Origin of the sequence: Pseudovibrio japonicus (assembly GCF_014651595.1) — a bacterium.
Lineage (GTDB): Bacteria > Pseudomonadota > Alphaproteobacteria > Rhizobiales > Stappiaceae > Pseudovibrio > Pseudovibrio japonicus.
Genome location: NZ_BMXE01000003.1, coordinates 619,494 through 642,972, shown reverse-complemented (window position 1 = coordinate 642,972; position 23,479 = coordinate 619,494). Strand labels below are relative to the sequence as shown.

The 23,479-nt window shown below is 49.9% G+C and carries 18 protein-coding genes; 9 read left to right on the top strand and 9 right to left on the bottom strand.

Annotated elements, in window-relative coordinates; all coding sequences use genetic code 11:
- The coding region (locus IE076_RS11440; protein ID WP_189436888.1) for a hypothetical protein at positions 1 to 266 on the bottom strand (266 nt) is incomplete at its 3' end.
- A 666-nt stretch (positions 267 to 932) separates the two neighbouring features.
- Here IE076_RS11440 and IE076_RS11435 point away from each other — a divergent pair.
- The 6 genes from IE076_RS11435 (at position 933) to IE076_RS11410 (ending at position 12,564) form a co-directional block, all read left to right on the top strand.
- Positions 933 to 2,981 carry an N-6 DNA methylase gene (locus tag IE076_RS11435; RefSeq protein ID WP_189436887.1) on the top strand — a complete coding sequence of 683 codons (2,049 nt, stop codon included), beginning with the start codon at positions 933 to 935 and terminating at the stop codon, positions 2,979 to 2,981.
- Positions 2,982 to 3,110: 129 nt separating this feature from the next.
- Entirely contained in the window at positions 3,111 to 5,441 is a 2,331-nt protein-coding gene (locus IE076_RS11430) for a type I restriction-modification system subunit M (protein ID WP_189436886.1), read from the top strand.
- Positions 5,441 to 6,847, top strand: coding sequence for a restriction endonuclease subunit S (locus IE076_RS11425; RefSeq protein ID WP_189436885.1), 1,407 nt, complete (start codon positions 5,441 to 5,443; stop codon positions 6,845 to 6,847). Before IE076_RS11430 ends, IE076_RS11425 begins: the two co-directional genes overlap by 1 nt.
- A gap of 24 nt (positions 6,848 to 6,871) precedes the next feature.
- Positions 6,872 to 7,804, top strand: a complete 933-nt coding sequence (locus IE076_RS11420; RefSeq protein ID WP_189436884.1) for a GIY-YIG nuclease family protein — start codon at positions 6,872 to 6,874, stop codon at positions 7,802 to 7,804.
- A 27-nt stretch (positions 7,805 to 7,831) separates the two neighbouring features.
- Positions 7,832 to 11,095, top strand: a complete 3,264-nt coding sequence (locus tag IE076_RS11415) for a type I restriction endonuclease subunit R (RefSeq protein ID WP_189436883.1) — start codon at positions 7,832 to 7,834, stop codon at positions 11,093 to 11,095.
- A 74-nt stretch (positions 11,096 to 11,169) separates the two neighbouring features.
- On the top strand, positions 11,170 to 12,564 hold the full coding sequence (locus IE076_RS11410; RefSeq protein WP_189436882.1) for a ComEC/Rec2 family competence protein: 1,395 nt from the start codon (positions 11,170 to 11,172) through the stop codon (positions 12,562 to 12,564).
- 203 nt (positions 12,565 to 12,767) lie between these two features.
- On the opposite strand, the gene IE076_RS11405 is transcribed toward IE076_RS11410, so the two are convergent.
- From IE076_RS11405 to IE076_RS11390, 4 genes are all read right to left on the bottom strand, one after another.
- Entirely contained in the window at positions 12,768 to 13,079 is a 312-nt protein-coding gene (locus IE076_RS11405; protein ID WP_189436881.1) for a hypothetical protein, read from the bottom strand.
- A gap of 792 nt (positions 13,080 to 13,871) precedes the next feature.
- Complete coding sequence (locus IE076_RS22995) at positions 13,872 to 14,063, bottom strand: helix-turn-helix transcriptional regulator (RefSeq protein ID WP_189436880.1); 192 nt, start codon at positions 14,061 to 14,063, stop codon at positions 13,872 to 13,874.
- A gap of 185 nt (positions 14,064 to 14,248) precedes the next feature.
- Entirely contained in the window at positions 14,249 to 15,472 is a 1,224-nt protein-coding gene (locus IE076_RS11395; protein WP_189436879.1) for a site-specific integrase, read from the bottom strand.
- Between the two features lie 296 nt (positions 15,473 to 15,768).
- Positions 15,769 to 16,443 carry a hypothetical protein gene (locus tag IE076_RS11390; RefSeq protein WP_189436878.1) on the bottom strand — a complete coding sequence of 225 codons (675 nt, stop codon included), beginning with the start codon at positions 16,441 to 16,443 and terminating at the stop codon, positions 15,769 to 15,771.
- A gap of 313 nt (positions 16,444 to 16,756) precedes the next feature.
- On the opposite strand from IE076_RS11390, the gene IE076_RS11385 reads away from it, so the two are divergent.
- Positions 16,757 to 17,095 carry a hypothetical protein gene (locus IE076_RS11385; protein ID WP_189436877.1) on the top strand — a complete coding sequence of 113 codons (339 nt, stop codon included), beginning with the start codon at positions 16,757 to 16,759 and terminating at the stop codon, positions 17,093 to 17,095.
- Positions 17,096 to 17,166: 71 nt separating this feature from the next.
- Positions 17,167 to 17,445, top strand: a complete 279-nt coding sequence (locus IE076_RS11380; protein ID WP_189436876.1) for a hypothetical protein — start codon at positions 17,167 to 17,169, stop codon at positions 17,443 to 17,445.
- A gap of 88 nt (positions 17,446 to 17,533) precedes the next feature.
- Here IE076_RS11380 and IE076_RS11375 read toward each other — a convergent pair whose 3' ends face one another.
- Both IE076_RS11375 and IE076_RS11370 read right to left on the bottom strand, forming a co-directional pair.
- Positions 17,534 to 18,865 (bottom strand): sodium-dependent transporter, encoded by a 1,332-nt coding sequence (locus IE076_RS11375; protein WP_189436875.1) that lies wholly within the window; start codon positions 18,863 to 18,865, stop codon positions 17,534 to 17,536.
- A 727-nt stretch (positions 18,866 to 19,592) separates the two neighbouring features.
- Positions 19,593 to 20,927: a sodium-dependent transporter gene (locus IE076_RS11370; protein ID WP_189436874.1), complete on the bottom strand. Its 1,335-nt coding sequence runs from the start codon at positions 20,925 to 20,927 to the stop codon at positions 19,593 to 19,595.
- A gap of 201 nt (positions 20,928 to 21,128) precedes the next feature.
- Here IE076_RS11370 and IE076_RS11365 point away from each other — a divergent pair, with 201 nt between their 5' ends.
- Positions 21,129 to 21,374: a hypothetical protein gene (locus IE076_RS11365; protein WP_189436873.1), complete on the top strand. Its 246-nt coding sequence runs from the start codon at positions 21,129 to 21,131 to the stop codon at positions 21,372 to 21,374.
- Positions 21,375 to 21,748: 374 nt separating this feature from the next.
- Here IE076_RS11365 and IE076_RS11360 read toward each other — a convergent pair whose 3' ends face one another.
- Together IE076_RS11360 and IE076_RS11355 are read right to left on the bottom strand one after the other, a co-directional pair.
- Positions 21,749 to 22,735, bottom strand: a complete 987-nt coding sequence (locus IE076_RS11360) for an NAD(P)H-dependent flavin oxidoreductase (protein WP_189436872.1) — start codon at positions 22,733 to 22,735, stop codon at positions 21,749 to 21,751.
- Positions 22,736 to 22,785: 50 nt separating this feature from the next.
- Complete coding sequence (locus tag IE076_RS11355) at positions 22,786 to 23,298, bottom strand: winged helix-turn-helix transcriptional regulator (RefSeq protein WP_189436871.1); 513 nt, start codon at positions 23,296 to 23,298, stop codon at positions 22,786 to 22,788.
- Positions 23,299 to 23,479 lie beyond the last annotated feature (181 nt).

The window sequence follows — 23,479 nt, the reverse complement described above, 5'->3', positions numbered from 1 at the left end:
TCAGGAGCTGTCAGCTTGAGTTCTATGACGCCCCCAAATCCATCTGGCTGGCGAACCACAACAGAACCACCGGCATACACGTTGCCTTCGCTATCCCTAGGAGCCCCGACAACAACCGTGCCAGACCCATTCAGCGCAATGCTGGAGCCATACCCGTCACCATCACCTCCATAACCATCAACAACATGCGCGACAGAGGAAATAACCTCAGAAGAGGCGAAAACGGGAGAAGTGTTGGATGTGTTTGCTGATGGTTGGTCAGACATAGCGGCCTCAGTATGACAACAAATAATCGGGCCGGACTATGGGTGCATAATTCACGCAATACAATTAAAAGTTTATGCAATTAATCATCTGTAACGATAAGGAAGCTTGTTAGAGCTGTCGATGATGAAATTCTCTAACCTATACAAGCAGGGAAATATATGGGTGCATCTGACAAATGGCCTAAAGGCCTAACTTTGAGGCACATCAAAATTTAATTATTTTTATGATTTTGTATTATTATATTTTGGTTGATTATCAAAAGTAGCTAGGAAATCTGGATATTAAGTTAGGACGCTTTTCTTCGATACGTACGTTCCAACATGAAGAGCCTTCGACTTAGGCAACAATAACTCAAAACAACCGTTGCGCTGCTGCATAAGTCGTGTTGACCCTAATAGCTCCAGTCCTCATGTGCTTATAATCTGGAGGTACAGTTTAGATTTCTGCTACCGGCCCTACACTTCATATTGTTTTTCTAGCTTCAGTAATCACCCAGAGACAAGACGAACCATAGTAATATTCGGCGACAACAGCGTCTAGTTCACCCATTTGGCTGTGGGTACGTCTACGTTCCTAGAATTCCCCAGAACATAGAACCTTCCCCCTTACAATGTGACCGATTAAGCTGCAATCAATTGCCTTTCCTTCCTAATTGGAATTCTCTGATGTCGATCACAGTGAACACACAAGAGCATATGAACTCAGAAGCTTGGAGAGCTTGTGAAATGTTCAGAGGTCAAATGCCACTATCAAATTGCATTGATCTCATACTCTCCATGCTTTTTCTCAAGCACTCTTCTGATTTATGGCAAGAGCATATAGATGAAATGCAACAGCGACACGATCATGAATTAGATCCTGAAGATGCTCGTATGTTATACGGTCATATCATCGTACCTGATGAAGCAAATTTCGAGTCGCTCTTCGCGGAACGTTTCACTCCTGGCAATGGAGAACGTATTGATCGCGCACTTTTCTTCATAACCGATGCAAACAATCATACCTTGGCAGGCATATTCAAAGAGATATCGTTCTGCTCTAACAAACTTGGCCCACCTCAAGAACGAGAGAGGCTTCTTACGAATTTGTTGGGAATCTTTGGAGGTGGGGTTCTAGATTTTCGTCTATCAAGGGGAGCAAATAGGAATGCTGCAGGCCGTGTTTCTCAATACCTAATCTCTCGAATAGCAAAACTGTCTTACAGCAATCTTGGTGACCACTTCACATCTGAAAGCGTTTCCAGCCTAATTGCAAAACTAATTAAACCGCTTCCCCAAGACACTATTTGCGATCCAGCATGCGGTACAGGTTCTTTACTCCTTCGTTGTGGTCAGGAAATTAGGTCAAAAGCTGACAAAAGCAGCTATTCCTTATTTGGCCAGGAAATAGATCACTTAGCGTTCGTGATCGCCAACATTAACATGCTTCTCCACCGCGAAACAGATTTTCAGGTCGCATGGGGCGACACCATTCGCCTTCCGATGCTGCTTGAAGCACGTGACCAATTGCGGAAATTCGATGTTGTGATCTCCAACCCTCCGTGGAGCATGCCAAACTGGGGCTCAGATCAGGTTCAATTCGATCAATTCGATCGTTTCCACCGCGGCTTACCTCCAAAAAACTATTCTAATTTCGCCTTTATTTCCCACATGGTCGAAACGCTTAAGGAAGACACTGGCAGAATGGCAGTTGTCGTTCCACACGGAGTTTTATTTCGCAGCCGCGTTGAACAGAAAATCCGAAAAGCCCTTATCAAAGAAAACCTCCTGGAAGCAATAATTGGGCTACCTTCCAACTTGCATCAGAACACTGCGATCCCTACCGCCATTCTAATCTTCAAGAAGAACAAGTCTGATAGGAATCTGCTGTTTATCGACGCCGCAAACGAATTTGTTAGCGTATCTCGAAAGAAAACACTGGGCGCAAATAACATTCAAGAGATTGTCAATGCGTATGAAGCAAGGAAAGAGATAGAGCACTTTGCCCACCTCGCAACATTGGATGAGGTCGAAGAAAATGAATATGATCTGAGCATTAAGCGCTACATCAACTCCGTCGAGCGTGAAGAAGATCACGAACCCGGAAACGCAACACAAAGAACCAATCTTGCGAGTTCACTGAATCCCTCCGATAGAAAAGCTGAAGAGACAAATCCGCTCAGTACGCGCCAATTTATAAAATCCTCAGTTCCTATTTCTTATGTCAGCTCGACTAAGAGGACCGAGAAAATCACACTTGAGAGTATTGCTGTACCGCTCTGGGAGTACAGTAACAGAAATTCCCTTAGTGCAGATTTTGCAACAGCGGTACAAAACTTGGAGCTACCAGCAAATATTCGAAGATTGGTAGTCGGGGAGGATTGGCTTCAAGCCTTAACCGAAGACTGGCTGAACCCAGAAGATGCAGAGACAGTTTTGCCAACATTATCAAATGCGATAAATGAGCAATACGGTATCGCCTATTATGGTAGTTTAAAAAATGCATCTGTCGACGATATCAAAGCGATATCAGACTTGGTCATCGTCACCATTCAAACCGGAACTCGAAAAATGGTGCTAGGTGCATTCACTCTGGGTTGCAGTGTCATGATCGTCACGGCATCTCCAACAATTGGCAGTGCCATTGGCGAGAGTGGAGCTAAGATTATCGAAGCGCTAACTGATAAAATTGTTACCGCCATCGAAACCGAGAGCCAAAAACTGGAAGACAGCTAGCACCCTGATATTGCATTGCATAACCGCGCCTTTCTTCTTGGTGCAGTCGAATGCATGCAATACCCTCGCCTTCAGTTATTCAGTTCATACGGTTCCGGCAGAGCCCTGCTGCAAATTTGGAATGCTCCCATGTCTCAAAACTCAGATAACCTGGCCTCTTTCATCTGGTCTCTGGCAGACTTACTGAGAGGTGATTTCAAGCAGAGTCAGTATGGCCGTGTCATTCTGCCATTCACACTTCTACGGCGCTTAGAATGCGTTCTGGAGCCGACCAAGGCAGAGTTTCTGGCAAAGGCTGAAGGCACCTTGACACAGGACATGCCGGAAGAAGCGCGGGAGAGAATTCTTCTCAGCAAAGCAAACAACAGCTTTTACAACACATCCAAGATGGACCTGTCCAAACTGGGCGAAGCTGGCATTAAGGACAATCTGGAAAGCTACATCCAAGGCTTTTCCAGGGACGCCCGCGAAATCTTCGAGCACTTCAAGTTTGCTGAGTTCATTGCCCAGCTGGCAGAGGCCAACCTGCTCTACAAGATCGTGCAGCGGGTGCGTGAGGCGGATCTGAGCCCAGCGAAGATCTCCAACCATGAAATGGGGTTGGTTTTTGAAGAGCTGATCCGGCGCTTTGCGGAAGGTTCCAACGAGACTGCCGGTGAGCACTTCACCCCGCGCGACATCGTGCGCCTCACCACCTCTCTGGTGTTTATGGAGGATGATGACGCTCTGACCAAGCAAGGTATTATCCGCACCATCTACGATCCCACAGCAGGAACGGGTGGCTTTTTGTCCTCTGGTATGGAGTATGTGCACGAGCTAAATCCGGATGCTGTCATGCGGGCCTATGGGCAGGAGTTGAACCCGGAGAGCTATGCCATCTGTAAAGCTGATATGATGATCAAGGGGCAAGATGTTTCTCGCATCAAGCTTGGCAACACCCTGAGTCAGGATCAGCTTTACGCCGATAAGTTTGACTACATGCTTTCCAATCCACCTTTTGGTGTGGATTGGAAGAAGATTGAACAAGCGGTGAAGGACGAACACACTCTGAAAGGCCATGACGGGCGCTTTGGTCCCGGCCTGCCGCGTGTGTCAGATGGGTCTCTGCTCTTCCTCATGCACCTCATCTCCAAGATGCGGGACAAAGAAGCAGACGGCCAAGGCGGTGGACGCATCGGGATCATTCTCAATGGCTCGCCGCTGTTTACCGGTGGGGCTGGTTCGGGTGAGAGTGAGATCCGCCGCTACATCCTGGAAGCTGATCTGCTGGAAGCCATCATCGCGCTGCCGACGGATATGTTCTACAACACTGGCATTGCGACTTATGTGTGGGTGCTGAGCAACAAGAAGACCGCAGAACGAAGAGGCAAGGTGCAGCTCATCAACGGGGCAAACCTTTATTCCAAGATGCGCAAGTCTCTTGGCTCCAAGCGCAACCAGATGAGCGACAATGACATCCGCACCATCACCCGCTGCTTTGGTGGGTTCGAGGTGGTGGACGCTCGTGAGCTTGATAAGCCAGAGGAGCCAGCCAGCACGCGGGGGCGCAAATCCGAAAACGGTAAGAAGGCTAAACCAAAAACCTTTGCCTCCAAGATATTTGAGTCCCACGAGTTCGGCTATCGCCGTCTGACCATTGAGCGGCCTTTGCGGGAGTCCTTCCAGTTCTCTGATGAACGTATAGACACCCTGCGCTTTGCACCCAAGCCGCTGGGTGCTGTCATGCAATGGGTCTATGAGACCTATAGCAAGGACTGGTCAGATGATCCTGACTGCCCACTCTATGGTGACCTTAGAGACCATGAGGCGGAGATACGTGCTCATATCAAGGCCAGCTTTACGGAGCTAAAGGAAAAGCACATCAAGGACGTGCTGAAGCAAGAGACATGGACAGGGCAGAAAACGCTTCTACTGAGTGCCAAGGCGCTGCAAGCGGTGATTGGAACTGAGCAGCATGACGATATGAACGCCTTTGACGGCGTTCTAAAGGCCGCACAGAAGCAGAGTGGGGTTAAGCTGGAGACCGCTGGCAAGAAGCAGCTGACCGCCGCTGTGAGCTGGAAGAACCCGCAGGCGGCCCCTGTGGTCAAGAAGGTGCACAAGGGCACAGACGCCAACCCGACCTATGGGCTGTTTGCTGTGAACGGACAGACGGTGGAGTACAAACCGGATGGGGACCTGCGCGATAATGAGAATGTACCGCTGGACCCGGCCCGCGCTGTCAACGAGGTGAACGAGGACTACTTCGCCCGCGAGGTGCTGCCTCATGTGCCAGAAGCGTGGATTGATGCCAGCAAGAAGGACGAGCGAGACGGTGAGGTCGGAATCGTTGGTTACGAGATCCCCTTCAACCGGCACTTCTATGTGTACCAACCACCACGGGCGCTGAAGGAGATCGACGCTGAGCTGGATGCGGTGAGCGCAGAGATTATGCAGCTGCTTCAGGAGGTCCACTCCTGATGGCTGGTAGATACAAGGCATACCTGGAGTACAAGCATAGTGGTGTTGAGTGGCTTGGGGAGATTCCGAGTGGGTGGGAAGCGCTTCCCATTAAATACCTTGTTGAAACACCAGTTACTGATGGCCCTCACGAAACACCTAAGTTTGTGGATGACGGAGTTCCCTTTGTTTCAGCCGAAGCTGTATCCACCGGCATAATCGACTTTTTAAGAATACGGGCCCACATTTCACATGAAGACAACGAGAGATACTCTCGAAAGTACGCTCCGCAATATGGCGATATTTTTCTGGTGAAATCTGGAGCAACTACTGGTGTTTCCGCGATGGTAGAGACAGACCAAGTATTCAATATCTGGTCACCTCTCGCTGCGATACGCTCCAAGCAATCAGTTAGCCCGCGTTATGTTTTACACTACATCAGGTCAGCTCAGTTTCAGGAGGCAATCCGTCTGAATTGGAGTTTTGGTACTCAACAGAACATTGGCATGAAGGTGATTGAGAACTTACGAGTTTCACTTCCCCCACTCCCAGAACAAACCCAAATCGCCAAGTTTCTTGATTTTGAGACTGCGAAGATTGATCGGCTGATTGAGAGGCAGGAGCGGCTTATTGGGTTGCTGGAAGAAAAGCGGCAGGCGGTGATCTCTCACGCCGTCACCAAAGGCCTCAACCCAGACGCCCCCCTCCGCCCCTCCGGCGTCGACTGGCTCGGCGATGTACCGAAGCATTGGGAGGTGAAGCGGTTGAAGCAGGTCGCACAGGTTCGCTCTGGTATACCCAAAGGGCAAGATCTATCGGGAAAGCCTCACATTTCAGTACCAATGCTACGCGTCGCGAACGTCCAAGACGGCTTCCTAGATTTGCGCGACGTACACACCATTCAAATTGAACCGAGCCAACTCGAAAGGTTCTCATTGCGCACAGGGGACGTTTTGATGAATGAAGGGGGTGACAACGACAAGCTTGGGAGAGGTGCAGTTTGGAACGGGCAAATCGAGCGCTGCATTCATCAGAACCATGTTTTTGCTATTCGCACTGATTTTGAAGATTCAGAATGGCTAAACCTAATCACCCAAACCGCCTATGCGAAGTTCCACTTTTTCCGAGTGTCTAAGCAAAGCACTAACCTTGCTTCTATTTCTTCGAGCAACATCAAGGAAACACCAATCGTTTTTCCTCCAGCACAAGAACGCAAAGCGATCTTCGCTTTTGTTTCGCGAAAGAATACGACTTTTGAAGCACTCAAACAAAACGCTCAATCTGCCATTTACCTCCTCAAAGAACGCCGCACGGCCCTTATTTCAGCAGCAGTCACGGGAAAGATAGATGTACGTGAATGGGTACCGCCAAAGGATACCTTTCAACCTAAAGAGGAATCTGCAAGTTTAACGCAAGCATCTGCATGAGGCACTCGGGGAGGTAAGGGGCGCATGAAGGGCCGATCACTGGAACTGTTTTTTGTTGATGGCCGCCCAGACGGCCTTTTGGTGGCGGAGCTGTTCAACTGGACAGGGCATGTGCTGCTTGTTCCGCGCACACAAATCAAGCAGGCTCTGGAGCGTACAGAGGCAAGCTACACGGGCATTTACATTCTGCTAGGCGAGAAGGACGGCGAGCCCCTCTCCTACATTGGTGAGACAGAGGACATCGGCAAACGCATCCGCAACCACGACAGTCAGCGGGACTGGTGGACAAAAGCCGTGTTCGTCACCACCGCCGACAACAAGCTGAACAAAGCCCATGTGCGCTATCTGGAGGCACAAAGCTACGCCCGAGCTGTTTCTGTGGGACGGATCAGCTTAGAGAACGCACAGGTCCCACAAATGCCGCAGGTGAGTGAAGCCATTGCCGCCAACATGGAAGGCTTTCTGGACAACCTCTACATGATCCTGCCCGCATTGGGGATTGACCTGTTTGTCGAGAGTAAGCGGGGTACTGCGACGGCTGAGGCTGTTAGCCAGCCACCCAAACCAGTGTCTTCTAGCAATGGTATGAACGCTGAAACTCCTCGTTTTCTTTTGCAGATGCCGAAGCGCGGCATCAAAGCCACAGCACGACTGGAAAGTGGTGAGTTCATACTCGAGGCTGGCTCTGTAGTTCGCGGCGAGTGGAGAGGGCCGAACACCCATAGTTATACCGCACTTCGAGAACAGCTAGACAAAACCGATGTTATTCAGAAAAGGGGGGAGCACGGTCTCCTGACAACCGACTACGCCTTTTCTAGCCCAAGCGCCGCATCCGCAATTGTTACTGGACGCTCCAGCAATGGAACAATTGAGTGGAAACTTGAAGGCACCAACAAAACCTACAAGCAATGGGAAGCCGAGCAACTGGCTGAAACCGCCGATCCTGAACTCGCATAATTTATTGATTTATCGGAATACTTATTCATGAGCATTGCAGCAGAGACCACCAAAGAACGCATTTTTCAGGACGATATTATCACCCAGTTACAGGAGGGCGGCTGGCTGGTTGGCTCTGCTGCTGGGTATAATCGAGAACTGGCGCTTTATGAAGAAGACCTGCTCGGCTTTGTGAAAGAGACTCAAGACGCAGACTGGCAGAAGTTTGCCAAAAACTACCCCAATGACACGGACAAAAAATTCCTGGAGCGCATTGCCAGCCAGCTTGCCAAGGCGGACCCAAGGGCGGCGGATAAGCAGCTGCGCACCTTCGGCACGCTTGGTGTTCTGCGCCACGGCATCAAAGACCGCAACGCCCGCTTTTCTCTGTGCCAGTTCAAACCAGAGCATGACCTGAACCCGGCCACTTTGGAGCGCTATGGCAAGAACCGTTTGCGGGTGGTGCCAGAGGTGGTCTACAGCCCATACACCTCTGCTGAGCATCTGGAGGCCACTGGCACGCAATCCAAGCGCTGGCGTATAGATCTTGTCCTCTTCGTCAACGGCCTCCCTGTGGCAACTCTGGAGCTTAAATCAGAGTTCAAGCAGGCAGTCGAAAACGCCATCAAGCAATACAAGCAGGATCGTCTGCCCAAAGACCCTGCCACCAACAAGGCCGAACCGCTGCTCACCTTCAAGCGCGGCGCACTAGTCCATTTTGCCGTGAGTCAGTACGAGGTCTACATGACCACCAAGCTGGCAGGCAGCAACACTTTCTTCCTGCCCTTCAACAAGGGCACCAAGGAGGGCGGCGCTGGTAATGACGTGCCGGAGAACAAGCAGGAATACGCCACCGCCTATCTGTGGCGCGAGGTTTTGCAGCCGGACAACATACTGAACATCCTCGCCCGCTTCATGCACCTGCAAATCGAGGAGAAGGAAGACTGGCAGGGCAAGAAGACCAAGAAAGAAACCATGATCTTTCCCCGCTACCATCAATGGGATGTCGTGGGCAAACTCATTTCCGCAGCCAAAACAGAAGGCGCTGGAAACAAATACCTGATCCAGCACAGCGCAGGCTCTGGCAAATCCAACTCCATTGCATGGACAGCCCACCAGCTCTCCTCTCTCTATACAGATGACGGAGACAAGCAGTTCCACTCTGTCATTATCGTCACAGATAGGACCGTTCTGGATGCCCAGCTGCAAGACACCATCTATCAATTTGAGCATGTGGACGGTGTTGTGGGGCGGATCAACCGTTCTGAGGGGGATGGCTCAAAGTCCGAGAAGCTGGCGAAGGCACTGGAGGCCTCACAGCCGATTATCATCGTCACCATCCAAACCTTCCCTTATGTGCTGGATGCTATCGAGAACAGCACCAGCCTTAAAGAGCGGCGATACGCAATCATTGCAGATGAGGCCCACTCCTCGCAGACAGGCAGCACCGCACGCCAGATGCGTGAAGTGCTGATGAAAGAGGGGAACGAGGATGGTGAGGACCTTTCCGCTGATGACATGCTGGAAGCCACCATCGCAGCCCGCAGAGCCTCTGCAAACCTCAGCTACCTCGCCTTTACCGCCACGCCCAAGTCAAAGACTCTGGAGCTGTTTGGACGTCTGCCAAAACCTGATGAAGTGCCCTCCAAGAAAAACAAGCCGCTTGCCTACCACATCTACTCCATGCGTCAGGCCATCGAGGAAGGCTTCATTCTGGACGTACTGAAGAACTACACCAGCTATGAAGCTGCTTATCAACTGGCCCTTAAAGCGCAAGGCAGTGATGATGAGGTAGAAAGCAAGAAAGCCAAGGTGAAGCTAGGCCAGTGGGTGCGCCTGCACGATTACAACATCTCGCAGAAGGTGCAGGTGATTGTAGAGCACTTCAAAGCCAACGTAATGGGCCTGCTGGGTGGACAAGCCAAAGCAATGGTTGTGACCAGCTCTCGGAAAGAAGCTGTGCGCTACAAGATAGCCTTCGATAAGTACATCAAGGAAAAGCGCTACGACAAAATTCAGGCGATGGTTGCTTTCTCCGGCGAGGTGCAGTTCTCCGATAATGACCCAAACAGCGCTGGCCTGATTGGTGAAAAGTTTACAGAGGCCAACATGAACCCCGACCTGAAGGGCCGGGACATGCGCAAGGCGTTCGCGAGTGATGACTATCAGGTCATGATCGTGGCCAACAAGTTTCAGACTGGCTTTGATCAACCCAAACTCTGCGCCATGTACGTGGATAAAAAACTGGCAGGCGTGGAGTGCGTACAGACTCTCTCACGCCTCAACCGCACCTATCCAGGCAAAGCGGTGTCCGGCACCTTTGTTCTCGATTTCTTCAACGAACCGGAAGACGTGCGCATCGCCTTCCAAGAGTATTACCAGACAGCGACTCTGACGGGTGTTTCCGACCCCGATTTGGTCTTTGAAATTTTCGAGAAGCTGCGGAGCAGCGGCATCTTCCAGTGGAACGAGGTTGAGCAGTTTGCCCAGGCCTTCTACCAAAAGAACAAGAGCAACGCCGCCCTCTCCAACATCTGCAAGCCAGCCGTGGAACGCTGGACCAGTCGCTATCAGTCAGCCGTGAGTGCTTATGCAAGTGCTCATGATGTGTTTGAACGAGCTAAGAAGACCGGTGACGCGGTTTTGATTGCCAACGCGGAAAAGACCTTCAAAGAGTGCAAGACGGAGAAGGACGGCCTTGCGATCTTCAAGAAAGACCTCGGCTCGTTTGTTCGCTTCTATGAATTCATCTCTCAGATCATCGAGTATGACAGTGAAGAGCTTGAGAAACTGAGTCTCTTCGCACGTCACCTGAAACCGCTCCTGAAAGAGAACGCTGGTGAGGATGATCAGATTGACCTTAGCAATGTGGAGCTGAGTCACTACCGCCTATCCAAGCTGAGACAACAAGACCTGACCCTTGAGAAAAACGGAGCTGAGGGACTGAAGCCTGCCAGCGACCTCGGTACGGGCAAATCCAAGGACAAGCAAGAGGAGTTTCTCTCGCAGATCATTATCCGCCTGAATGAGGTGTTTGATAGGGAGGGCTTATCTGATCAGGATCGCTTAAATTATGCAAACACCGTGAAAGACAAAGTTCGTGAAAATGCAAGAGTAATGAAGCAAGTCGAAGCGAATTCTCGGGAACAAGCAATGCTTGGAGATTTTCTAAGTGCACTAACGGAAGCGATTATTGAGAGCGGCGATATTCACGAAAGCAATAAGTTGGAGCTCTTGAGTAACCCCAAAAAGGAAGAGTCATTCGCGAATGTCGTTTTTGATCTGTTGAAGGGAGTGGATGGAAGAGCGTGAAGTAGTAATCAAGAGACCTTTGCTGAAGCCTCAAGAACTCCATTCAATAAATAACATTTTCAAGAGCAAAACTAGTGCAACAAATTCAATTTGAGTATCGCTTTCATCCGGTGGGGCAAGGCTTATTCTCATCAGGTCAAATTTTTGACGAGAGAACGGAAACCCCAGTTTTCACTTGGGTGTATGATTGCGGTTCAAGCACAAGCATCGAAACTGTGAAGCGGGAGATCAAGAATTTTCGTTCATTCTTTAAAACGACTACAGCCACAGAAAAACCACCTATAGATTTGCTTGTCATATCGCATTTCGACGAAGATCACATAAACGGCATTGTTGAGCTGCTGCGAGCTTTCCAAGTAAAAACAATATTTCTCCCGTATATTCCTTTCATCGAAAGGATACAGCTCATGCTCACCAACTCTACATCAGTGAGCATAAGGACCGCTAGTTTCCTCCTCAACCCTGTTGGGTTTATTAAAGCCGTTGCTGGCGAGGAAGGAATACAAGTCGTTTTTGTTCCTCAAACGAGTAGTGACAGCCCTGACGATGGCACTCCCTTAAACCTGAGAAGACTTCCAGAGGAAACACGTTTTGAGACGGATTGGGGAGAGGAAAACCAAAAAGACATAAACAGACAACTCAGTCTTGGGGCACTCTTCTCCGAGCCCAACTCCGTATTTACCTATGAAACTTTCTGGGAGTTTATCCCTTATTTCCCGCCATACAATTTGAAGAAGCGTAAGAAGATAAGCTCGAAATTCGTAAAGCGTATTTCTCTGTTGGTTCGATATCTAATCAACCCCAAAACTCTCAATCAACACCGTGAACGGGCTTTGGACATAATTAAGAAACGCTATGACAAGGAGTTTGGTCGCTCTGCACCTCAACGAAATCGAATTTCCTTAATGCTGTATGCAGCTCCGCTCATTGGTAACCCGTTCTTGTATTCATATTCATCGCGCGCTCGCAGGGAGGTAAAGGCTTCACAACCAGAAGAACACCAAAAGCTCCTCCCTTTTGAGAACCGCACAGGAGTTTTCTATACTGGCGATGGCCACCTGAAAGAGAAAGGGCGCGTGGACCATTTCATGAAGTTCTTTAGAGCAAAACAGCGAATATCAAATGCTGGTGTTTTCCAAGTAATGCACCATGGCGCCAAAGGAAACTACCGCACAGGTTTTGCAAGCTCAGTCAGACCCGCCATAAGCGTCTTTTCAGCAGATAAAAATGGTAAGCAGCACGGTCACCCGAATGGGTGCGTTGTATTGGAGTTTTCAAGTTACACACCACTTCATGTACACCAAGACAAGGATTTATCAGTTCGCGGGATCTTGCTCCCCCCCTATAGGTTCCTTCTGAACGGGTGGCCACCGCGGGGCAGCCGCAGCGCAGTATTTAAACGTTTTTTGGAAAAGAAAAATTGGATTTCCGATTCCGAAGTTTGGACGGAACGAGATCAGCTGCAATAGCCTCAATGTTTTGAAAGAAATGATATTCTCGAGGTTGCGGCATTCTTTCGAAAACAGAGAAATGGGAAATGAACCTCAAAATGGGAAACGGCCTCACCTGCCGTTCAGCAGTCTTGTGCTATTAGAGTTCCAGTCCACTTGAGGGTTGATTTAATAAGACGAAGTCAAAGGTAAGCGAACACAGCAAATACGAGATCTCGTTCTTATTTTCTTCTCTTCCCTTTAGGAGGGCGGAGTTGCCCAGCAAAAGAGTTAGCAACCACCCCATTGGATGGCGTCAGGCGTTCTTTGCTCCGCAAACTGCTCTTTAGTGTTCTTGGTGTCCAAGATCCCTCAGCGCCCTCCAATGCTGGTGTTACGAGATATTCAAAGAGAAACAGCAGCGAGTAAAACCGGCGCTTGCCTTTGATCTTGAACTTGATCTGCCCAAGATCTCCTGCTGTAGCCAGGATTTCAGGATCTGTTCCCAAGATTTCTGCTGCTTTTTTGTGCCCAACTAGCAATTGCTCATCCATCGCATCTCTAAGGTCGGCAAGAGTAGCTTCAGCAACTAATTTCAAAACATCAGGTGGGAGTGGGCTTTATCAGCCTTCAGAAGGCATCAGCATGTGTTTCTATGAAAGCACGTCTTCTAAAACAGCCATTTCGCAAACAGGAAATAACAGCCAAGACAGAGAGTAAAACAGACTGTAAGTCGCAAGGTAAGCCGTTTCCCATATATCCACAGAGACTGTTCTAAATACTCTTTGGTCACAAGTTCCCGCATCGCAATTACACCTCGCACGTTAGGCACCAACTCTCTCAGAGTCTGTCACATACGAGAGACTCAACCAAAGAGATCCTTAAAGTATTTGTCTAGTGTATTTGATTTGTCTGTTGGTGAAGATCCGTTACGAGGAGAAAGAGCGCAAGCCCCACAAAAGAGGTGCGTCTCTTCTCCTCCGTGATCTTGTCTGTCGGAGCCAGACCGCCACTTCGGAGCCGCTGGACGAAACCTGCACCAGACGGTTACTCCCTACTTTAACACTGATCAGGTAATCAGCGACCGCACCCCTCGGAGCTTTCGAGCCAGGGTTGTTGTTCGCGGTGCCCCACAGTACAACCAAACATGCTATGCATGCCGAGAGCGCTGCCGTCATAAAACCGACCACTCTCTTTTAGTGCTGAGATTAAAATCTGTTCATCGACAATGACACCATGAGTAGCCGAAAGCAGAATACGCTAGCCGGCAACTACTGAACCGTGACACCAATTTTACAGCAGGTTGTGAATGAAGTTTTGCCTTGTGGCAAAATGAGTTATTACAGTCACTCTGATGTCGACGACCGCATTTTCTTTTCAACCCAAAGATCAAGGTCTTCAATACGGTATGCTACACGTCGCCCTAACTTGATAAATTTTGGCGAAGCACCGGTAAGTCGCATCTTCGCCAATGTCGATGGAGATAGGGTGAGATATTTTGCTGCATCCTGTGCGGTCAATAAAGACACTTTAGTCATTAAGAACACCTCAGAGAGTTACTATCTATTCAAGTGCTCATTAGTGTTGACTAGGAAACCAACAGCCATCAAGTAGAAAATCGATCAGGAAAAACCATCGCAGAAGGCGAAGTTCAATAAAATGGACTGATTTTGCCTTATGATAAAAATTTTGACAAGTTAATCAAAAAAATGACCAATTTAGACTAACTTTTTTTCTGTGCATTACTTATTTCCCTATCGTTCATTGCACCATTAATAGCCTTTGCGATGGCTTCACTGGCTTGCTGCATAGGATCTGAAGCAAGGTGCGCATAGCGCGCTGTTGTTGCTGGTTGAGAATGTCCCAAAAGTTTTCCTATCATCGGCAAAGACATTCCAGAACCAGCAGCCACAGAAGCAAAGCTATGTCGTAGGTCGTGAATACGCACATCCTCTAAACCAGCCTCAGCCCGTATCTTGCGCCACGCCTTTTGCAAGTTCACGATGTGCGTACCTGGCTTATCTCCACAAATCACATATGGATTACCTTCCAGTTCAGGGAGATCATTTAGCAATGCCAAGGCTGGAGCATTTAAGTAAAGCGTCTTTGCACCTGTCTTTGAATCTGGAAGGTGAGCCTGCGCTTTTTTGAAGTCGATATACTCCCACTTGAGCGTTAGGATCTCCGAGAGGCGCGCCCCCGTCATGATGAGTAGTCGAACCGCTGCAACTGCAAACACACTGGGCTTCCAGAGATTGCCTTTCTTGCTAACAAACCCCTCTGTTTCAGCTACACGTATCGCCTCACTGAGGGCTCCCAGCTCCTCGGCAGATAAAAAGCGCTCACGTCGATACTCCTTGAACTTCTCAACGTGCCTGCATGGGTTCGAACCGTCCGGGCGATATCCATATTTCTCGCACCAATTGAAGAATTTTGAGAGAAAAGCCAATGTCCGATTTGCCTGATAGGGCTTCGCCCTCATGGCATGGTGCATGCGCGTAACATCAGCACGGGTAATCTCCTCAACCGGAACATTGTAAAGTCTGGTTTTCACATGCAAATCAAATGAACGTCGGTATTCAAGCGCAGTAACAGGCTTAAGCTTGGCCTCTGCGTGTTCTTCCAGAAATGTCTCTATGAGCTCGTAGAGGCTCTTGGCACCGCGCTTTTCATCCTTTCTTGTCGATGGGTCATTCCCAGACAACGCCTCGCCCAGAAGCCTTTTAGCTTCCTTCCTTGCCGCATCGGGTGTAATCTTGCCATGACGTCCAATTGTGTAGCGGCGTGTCCTTCCAGCGCGTCCACCAATACGATACTGGATAAGATAAACCTTATGCCCGGTTGGAGTGATTTTAAGACCAAAACCCTTGAGTTCTTCATCCCACACATATGCGTCTTTGCTTTGCGGCTGAGCTTGATCGACGACTTGCTTCGAGATACGTGCCATTCAGTGCTCCGTGCTTACTAGAAGTCTCTCCAGTAATCACATAGTAAGCACGCCAAAAGGAAAAGAGAAGAATACTAAGGAATGAGGATATCTATTAGTGAGCTGATTTACCTCATAATTTGAACCTTAGGGAACTTCAGTGAATCTTAAAATATCCATAAAAATCAAACTTGTAATCAGGGGGTCGCGGGTTCGATCCCTGCTGCCGGCACCACTCTTCCTCTTGATTTCACAAGAGAATTTCAAAGCCTCCCTCGGGAGGCTTTTTGCTTTTCTGGTCTCAGGTAGATCAGGGCTTAAGGACGTCCTGTCCCATCAGCCCCTTGCTTTTTCGGGTCCAGACCAACCGCGTCACTGTCGAACGACAGGCCTGGGACAAGAACGAACGTTCCGTCCTTCTCCTTTTTCCCTGCCAGCGACATATACAAGGTTCCCATCGAGCCCACTTCTGCGATGGCATAGAGGTAGGGATCATCGGGCGTTCCCTTGCCTGTTGGGTAATGGACCTGACCACTGATCAGACCAACAAGCGCCGCGCCCCAGGCTTTTAGCAGTTTGCTGTTACCGGCGATTTTCTGGATCCAATGATCAATCGTCTCTGGAACGTCGCCGCCGTTTGAAATTAGCGAGAGCCAGTCAATTGCAGGTACTTCGCCCAGATCCGCCACATGGCCGCCAAACCCAAGGGCTGGGAAGAGCAACGGGTTCCACTTGCCAAGCTCATTCCCAGCATCTGAAGCGACGGCAGCATCAGCTGATTTCACAGCGTGCAAAGCATCCTTCAGGCAATTGTTCAGATCCTTGTTGATCTTCTTCAAATGCTTGCGCAATTGGGCAACCGGGTCTTTCAGCCAGTCTTTATTGAGTTTGTATTCTGCCGGGTCTTTGCCTGCAGGAAGAAGCAGGCCAACAAGAAGACCAAACTCCAGAGTTTCCGGATCAAGCTCATCTGCTTTTATTGTGTTTTTCACGCCAAAATCCTCACGATAACTGCTTAAAAGCGCCATATGAGGAATGACGAGAACGCTGCGTCAGCGTGAAAATGGACGCAAGGTCGGTTGGAGAGATGGTTAAGGAAACACCAACAAAAACAAGCCTTGCAACCACATTAGCGCAAGCAATCACCAGCCTTGAAAATTCTCATAGAACTATCATTTCGAGTTTAGGGGCCAGCTTACCTCTTTTCCATTAGGCAAGGTCAATCAACCCGTTTTATGACTAGATCATAATTAAACAATGCCAGAAACAGGTAGGTACGCTCCCCCAAGAACGAGGAGATCCGCAATGAGCCAAAAGAACCCCACTGCTAGTGAAGACGTCAATGCTCTTGAAGGGATTATGAGTACGCATCGCTCGGAAATAAAAGACAACGCCATTTTGCAGGCAGAACTGGTCAAGTTGAAAGACTATCTGGAGCACAGCAGCCAGCATACGCTCAAAGAGCGCCTTCAGGTCCTTGAGCATATTCTAGACGAACTACGGGAGAACTCTGCAGACCATCTCCGCATGACCGAAGAGAGCCCTCAGCTGGACCTCCATGAGGCGGAAACAAACCGGCATCTGGATGAGCAGGAAACCCTTATGGACGCGCTGAACACCTTCAGATCCCGCTATCTGAACTAACGTCCGATCAAGCAAAAGCGGGAAGCGCAAGCCGTTAGAACCGAAACCGCAATCATACAGCGGGGGAACCGATGACAGAAAAACAACAACTCACATCAGCCCATACACAAGAGAAAATGGCCCGCCGCTACGGCGACGGACGCGTGCACAAGCACAACAAGGACCATTTGGAATATGAGCGCGGCCGCAAAAGTCATCCGGCGACCCAGCATGGCGGCGATCCTGAAGGCCACAAGCACCCGCAAAAACACCGCGCAGGCAAGGGCCACTCAGACAACGGCCACCATCACAACAAGATGCACAACCACAAAGAACATACCCGCGCGCACCATAGAAACGGCATGCACTAGAACCTCTTCACCAACCCTTCAACAAAAAACACCCCGACCATTTCTGATCGGGGTGTTTTTGGTTTCAATGTCTAAGCTACCTGAGGTGTTAACCCAGCAGACCGCTCAGCATCACCCAGACAACTGCCAGCGGAGCTACGATCCGCATGATCCAGGTGAAAGCACCCATCCACTTGAAGCTAATGGAACCGTCATTGTTCAGCTCAGAGCCAAGCCTCTCAAGCACGACCCAACCAGCAAACAGCGCGGTCAGAATGCCGCCAATCGGCAAGGTGTAGTTGTCAACTGCATAGACCATCAGATCGAAGAAGTTCATGCCAAACAACTTGTATTCACCCCAGACACCCAGTGCCAGAGAACAAGGCACACCGATCATGAAGATCACGATACTCACCACAACGGCGGACCATTTGCGCTCAATGCCATACTCTTCTGCAAAGAAAGCAACTGGAATTGCCAGGAGGGAGATGGAAGAGGTCAGCGCCGCAATAAGCAGCATGGCGAAGAAGATGATCTGGAAGATGTAACCACCCATCATCTCACCAAACACAGCTGGCAGCGTGATGAAGGTCAGGCCCGGTCCCGCGCCTGGATCCATGCCAAAGGCAAACACGGCAGGCAGAACCAGAAGACCACCCAGCACACCAACCATTGCGGCCAGGAAGACCACCCAGAGGGATGCGTTCGGAATATTCGCGCCCTTATCCAGATAAGAGCCGTAGGTGATCATCGCGCCCATACCCAGCGACAGACTGAAGAACGCCTGACCCAGCGCAGCGCGCACCATTTCACCATCCAGCTGAGACCAGTCAGGCACAAGGAAGAACTCGATGCCTTCCCAGGCACCATCCAGAGTAACACTACGAACCACCAGAACCATCAGAAGAATGAACAGCAGGGGCATCAGCACCTTCACGGAACGCTCAATGCCCTCGGCCACACCAGCAATAACGATGCCCATGGTCAGCACCATGAACGCGCCATGATAAAGGATCGGCTCCCAGACAGCAGAGACCAACCCGCCAAACTGCGCCTCCAGCAGTTCAGGTCGCGCAGATTCCACCGTACCTGCAATACTCTTCACCAGATAGGCAATCGTCCAGCCGCCAACGACAGAGTAGAACGACAGGATCATGAACCCGGTGATCACGCCCAGCACCCCGGTACTGGACCAGATGTTGTTACCCAGCAGGCGGAAAGCCCCTACAGGGTTTCTCTTGGCAGCACGGCCAATCCCGATTTCCGCCATGATCAGGCCTGCACCAATCGTCGCCATGATGACAAGATAGACCACCAGAAAAGCGCCGCCGCCCTGTGTCCCCGCCAGATAAGGAAATTTCCAGATATTACCTAGGCCAACTGCAGATCCTGCAGCAGCCATAATGAAGCCGAAGCGGCTTCCCCATTGCTCACGTTTCATTCTTATTATTTGCCGATCAACATGTGATGGTTTGTTTCAATCAAACGCGAACGCTTGAAATGAAATCGTTGTTGAGGCTGTTTTGATGAAATTTTTAGCCTTGTTGACCTGACAGATTGTCACAGGTGTTTATACCTACCTCAAAAAATAGGTAATTTTCACGAGCACAATTGGCGCATGAATCTAAAAACTAGTCACATGAACTCACATTTCGCACCATTAGGGGTAATTATTTCAAACTATCAATACAATTTGGCTGATCACACCATTTTTTGAATTATTCAGGATATAGCAGCGCAATTTCCTGTCCTTATATGCAGCCCACAAGTTTTTTTGTCGCAGGCACCGCCCAAGCCCCCATCCAACACATTTCAGTCACAAAAAAGCACCGTCAAAACGGTGCTTCACAGTTCCATTTTGTTTCAGGACCAGCCTTACGCCTCAGGCCATCTCTCCCTTACATGCCGATATCTGACTTGCTTTTCTTCGCTTAGACAAGCCATCGCTCGCGGCAATCTGGTATTCATGGAGACCACCCAGTAGCGCTTCAGCTGTCGCAACATAACTCTATTCCTTATCAAGTCCGTCTCGGGTGACAAGACTTCACCCGCAGCTTCTATACTCTCCCCTCATCCGGACAAGAAAAAGTCAAACCAGATCAACTGCAAAACAGCGTAAAAAAAGGCCACCGGAACCGATGGCCTTTTCATTATTTTTGAGTGAAACCTTAGGCTCCAAAGACTGCGTCGTACATCACCCAGAGGATAGCAAGTGGTGCAATCACACGGCACATCCACTTCCATGCTGTCAGATAGGCAAATGGACGCTCACCTTCATTGGTCACTTCCGCAACAAACTGGTCATAGCTCACCCAACCAGCAACCAGACAGGTCGCAATAGCACCAATTGGCAGGAAGAAGGTATCGGAGATGTAGCCAAGCAGGTCGAAGATGTTCATGTCAAAGAAAGTAACGTCTCCCCAAACACCCAGCGCCAAAGAACTTGGTACGCCGAACAGGAAGATCGCAATACCAACCCAGACTGTCGTCCATTGACGGCAAACGTTGAACTCCTCGCCAACAAACGAAACCACAACCTGCAGCAAAGAGATTGCCGAGGTGATCGCCGCCACGAACAACAGCAAGAAGAAGCACAACTGAACAACGATACCAAATGGCAGCTCAGCAAAGATCGCTGGCAACGTAATAAAGGTCAGCCCAGGTCCCGCAGCCGGGTCCATGTTGAATGCAAACACTGCAGGAAGGATCAGGAAGCCAGCCAGAATAGCAACCAACAGGTCAAGGGAAACAACCCAACCTGCAGCATTTGGAATGCTCTCTTTTTCATCCAGATAAGAACCATAGGTGATCAGCGCGCCCATACCCAGAGACAGCGAGAAGAACGCCTGCCCCAGTGCAGCGGCAACCATATCTGCATCCAGATGCGACCAGTCAGGAACCAGGAAGTAGCGAACGCCAGCCATTGCCCCATCGAGCGTCAGGGAACGCACAACCAGCAGCGCCAGAAGGATGAACAACAAAGGCATCATGATCTTGGCGGCTCGTTCAATACCGCTCGTAATACCGTTGATCACGATCAGCACACCGATTGCCATAAACACAGCATGATACACAATTGGCTCAATCGGGCTTGTAACCAACTCACCAAAACGACCCTCGAACTCTGCCCCGGAGAAGCCAGAGAAGCCACCGGTGATGGTCTTCACCACATACGCGATCGTCCAGCCGCCAACAATTGAGTAGAAGGAGAGAATAGTGAACGCTGTTAGGACTGCCAGAAGCCCGAAGATCGACCAGCGCTTGCCGCCCACACGCTTGAATGCGCCGAACGGGTTGGCCTGAGCATGACGACCCAGTGCGATCTCCGCGATCATGACGCAAAAACCAATTGCAATCAAAAACGCAACATAGACCACGAGGAAAACCCCGCCGCCTTCTGCACCAACCAAATATGGAAATTTCCAGATATTACCTAACCCGACTGCTGAACCTGCAGCAGCCAGAATGAAGCCGACGCGACTTCCCCAATGCTCTCGTTGCATGTGACCTAAGCCATTCTCGTTGATTTTGTTTAATGGTCTTTTTGAAATCAACTTTCACAAGTTGCCCGAGTCTAGCAATATAACGCAAGACTTCTACCACTTTCATGCAACAGAGTTTCTCATATCTAACTATCGGAAGTCACGACGCCAATAAAAGTGTAATACTGAGTACTACGAGCAATACAGTGAGATTAACTCAAGATGATAAGTAGTATTGATTACTTTAAGCGCCCAGCAATCAATACTACAACTGATATATCTTACTATCAATCACAAGAAGAGCAAGAAGATGGCCACAGTGTAGAGTTGCAAAGAGACCTGATGCTGCTCACAATCGCATCCGCTCCTTCAGCTTTTGCACTACGACAGACAGCATTTGCATTACTGACCGAAAGTCTTCCGTTACGCACCACAGACAACGAAAAGCTGGTGTTGCTGCGCTGGTAAGTCATCGAGGTCTGACCACACTTGATCATCGGCAAAGGGCCATCTGTCGTGGACCCGTCCGCATAAACCGCTGAGCCGCGATTACAATACTGCGTCACCGGAGGAGAAACTTGATTAGAGCTTCCCTGAGCATAGCCTTCTGAAGCTGTCATAAAAGTACCGGCCAACATAAGGCCCAGACACCAAAACATACGCATTTTTCTTCCCTTTTTGTTGGCCCCACCAAAACCTATTCATGGCAGGACACTCATAAGGACGAAAAAGCCGACTCTCTGTGAAAGAAAAGACCGCCAGGCAAACACCCGGCGGTCTGGTAGGTCTCATTCAGACCGTCAGAAACCCTAGGAAGCGCACACCGCGCCCCAAAAGGCAGCTTATTCAGCAGCTTCCAATGATGGTACATTGCCAGCAACAGCTCTTTGAGCGGCGGCATATTCATCAGAAAGACGCGCAACAAGATCACCGGCAGTACCAATGGACTTCACAGCACCAATGCCCTGACCACAGCCCCAGATCTCTTTCCAGCTCTTTGGCTTATCGGCACCACTGTTAAAGTCCATGGTCTTCAGATTGCCTTCAGCCAGATTGTTCGGGTCCATACCTGCATTTTCAATGGATGGCTTCAGGTAGTTGCCATGCACACCGGTAAACAGGTTGGAGTAGACAATGTCTTCAGCGCCGCTGTCCACGATCATCTGCTTATAGGCTTGTTGCGCATTGGCTTCCTCGGTCGCAATAAACGCAGACCCGATATAGGCCAGATCTGCCCCCATAACCTGAGAGGCCAGAACCGCCTGACCAGAGGCAATGGAGCCGGAAAGCAGCAGCGGCCCGTCAAACCACTCACGGATCTCCTGAATCAGCGCGAACGGTGAAGTGGTGCCCGCATGGCCACCAGCACCGGCAGCGACAGCAATCAGGCCATCGGCGCCCTTTTCAATCGCTTTGCGGGCATGGGTGTTGTTGATGATGTCATGCAGCACGATACCGCCATAGGAGTGAACTGCATCAAACACCTCAGGACGCGCCCCAAGAGAGGTGATCACAATCGGCACCTTGTACTTGACGCAAAGCTCAACATCATGCTGCAAACGATCATTGGAGCGATGCACAATCTGGTTGACCGCAAACGGAGCAGACGGCTTATCAGGATTTGCCGCATCATAAGCAGCAAGCTCCTCGGTAATCTGGATCAGCCATTCTTCCAGCTTCTCCTTTGGCCGTGCATTCAGCGCCGGAAAGGAACCAACAACCCCAGCCTTACACTGTGCAATCACAAGCTCCGGGTTACTGATGATAAACAAAGGACTGCCAACGACAGGCAGACGTAGCTTATTTTTCAAAATATCTGGCAAAGCCATTTCAGATACACTCCCTAACAACTCAAAAGGCCACCTGACTGATCTGAAAATCAGGCAGCATCACCTCTGCGACGCTTCAATCTCTCCTGAATGTCCTGCATCATCTCGCCGCTCCGGTCGTCAACCAGAGCCAGAACATCCTTTGCACTTAACTCTCTATAATCCTGTGAAAGCACACGTACTGCTCGCACGGGCTCCCTGCTCTGCTTGTCCAGCAGCTCCAGCCGCGGTCCATCTTCGCGAGCCTCCCAGCGCTCACTCCATTGGTGCAGCGCAATCATGACCGGATAAAAGTCCATTCCCTTTTCGGTGAGCAGATAGACAGTGCCACGCTTGTCCTGCTGGTCCTGCTCCTTACGCAGCATCCCCGCCTTTACCAGTCGCCGCAGACGGTCCGTCAATACGCTGGTCGAAATCTGCAAATGACCCTGAAAATCATCAAAGCGCTTGATGCCCTGAAACTGGCATCTCAGGATAAGCAGGATCCATGGATCACCCATCTGCTCAATCGCTTGGGCAACCGCACAATCAATTCCAGCAAAGCTTCGTCGCGCTCCACTCATCCCGGGCACCGGCCTCCATCAATTTAACTTCGCTTAAAGAAGCTATTTCCACTTTACCTAATGGGCAACCTAGCCCTTCGGCTTAGTTGCAGCAACGCAAGAGCAAACCGCATCCACGAGGCACAGGAGCCACAGGGTTTCCGACAGATGTTTGTCACCATCAACGGAACCAGTTATGAAG

What these genes read in the sequence shown, in the direction of transcription:
- IE076_RS11370 (WP_189436874.1), bottom strand. Translation starts at nt 20,927, where the DNA reads ATGCAACGAGAGCATTGGGGAAGTCGCGTCGGCTTCATTCTGGCTGCT.
- IE076_RS11415 (WP_189436883.1), top strand. Translation starts at nt 7,832, where the DNA reads ATGAGCATTGCAGCAGAGACCACCAAAGAACGCATTTTTCAGGACGAT.
- IE076_RS11435 (WP_189436887.1), top strand. Translation starts at nt 933, where the DNA reads ATGTCGATCACAGTGAACACACAAGAGCATATGAACTCAGAAGCTTGG.
- IE076_RS11365 (WP_189436873.1), top strand. Translation starts at nt 21,129, where the DNA reads ATGATAAGTAGTATTGATTACTTTAAGCGCCCAGCAATCAATACTACA.
- IE076_RS11380 (WP_189436876.1), top strand. Translation starts at nt 17,167, where the DNA reads ATGACAGAAAAACAACAACTCACATCAGCCCATACACAAGAGAAAATG.
- IE076_RS11355 (WP_189436871.1), bottom strand. Translation starts at nt 23,298, where the DNA reads ATGAGTGGAGCGCGACGAAGCTTTGCTGGAATTGATTGTGCGGTTGCC.
- IE076_RS11430 (WP_189436886.1), top strand. Translation starts at nt 3,111, where the DNA reads ATGTCTCAAAACTCAGATAACCTGGCCTCTTTCATCTGGTCTCTGGCA.
- IE076_RS11425 (WP_189436885.1), top strand. Translation starts at nt 5,441, where the DNA reads ATGGCTGGTAGATACAAGGCATACCTGGAGTACAAGCATAGTGGTGTT.
- IE076_RS22995 (WP_189436880.1), bottom strand. Translation starts at nt 14,063, where the DNA reads ATGACTAAAGTGTCTTTATTGACCGCACAGGATGCAGCAAAATATCTC.
- IE076_RS11395 (WP_189436879.1), bottom strand. Translation starts at nt 15,472, where the DNA reads ATGGCACGTATCTCGAAGCAAGTCGTCGATCAAGCTCAGCCGCAAAGC.
- IE076_RS11375 (WP_189436875.1), bottom strand. Translation starts at nt 18,865, where the DNA reads ATGAAACGTGAGCAATGGGGAAGCCGCTTCGGCTTCATTATGGCTGCT.
- IE076_RS11405 (WP_189436881.1), bottom strand. Translation starts at nt 13,079, where the DNA reads ATGGATGAGCAATTGCTAGTTGGGCACAAAAAAGCAGCAGAAATCTTG.
- IE076_RS11420 (WP_189436884.1), top strand. Translation starts at nt 6,872, where the DNA reads ATGAAGGGCCGATCACTGGAACTGTTTTTTGTTGATGGCCGCCCAGAC.
- IE076_RS11360 (WP_189436872.1), bottom strand. Translation starts at nt 22,735, where the DNA reads ATGGCTTTGCCAGATATTTTGAAAAATAAGCTACGTCTGCCTGTCGTT.
- IE076_RS11385 (WP_189436877.1), top strand. Translation starts at nt 16,757, where the DNA reads ATGAGCCAAAAGAACCCCACTGCTAGTGAAGACGTCAATGCTCTTGAA.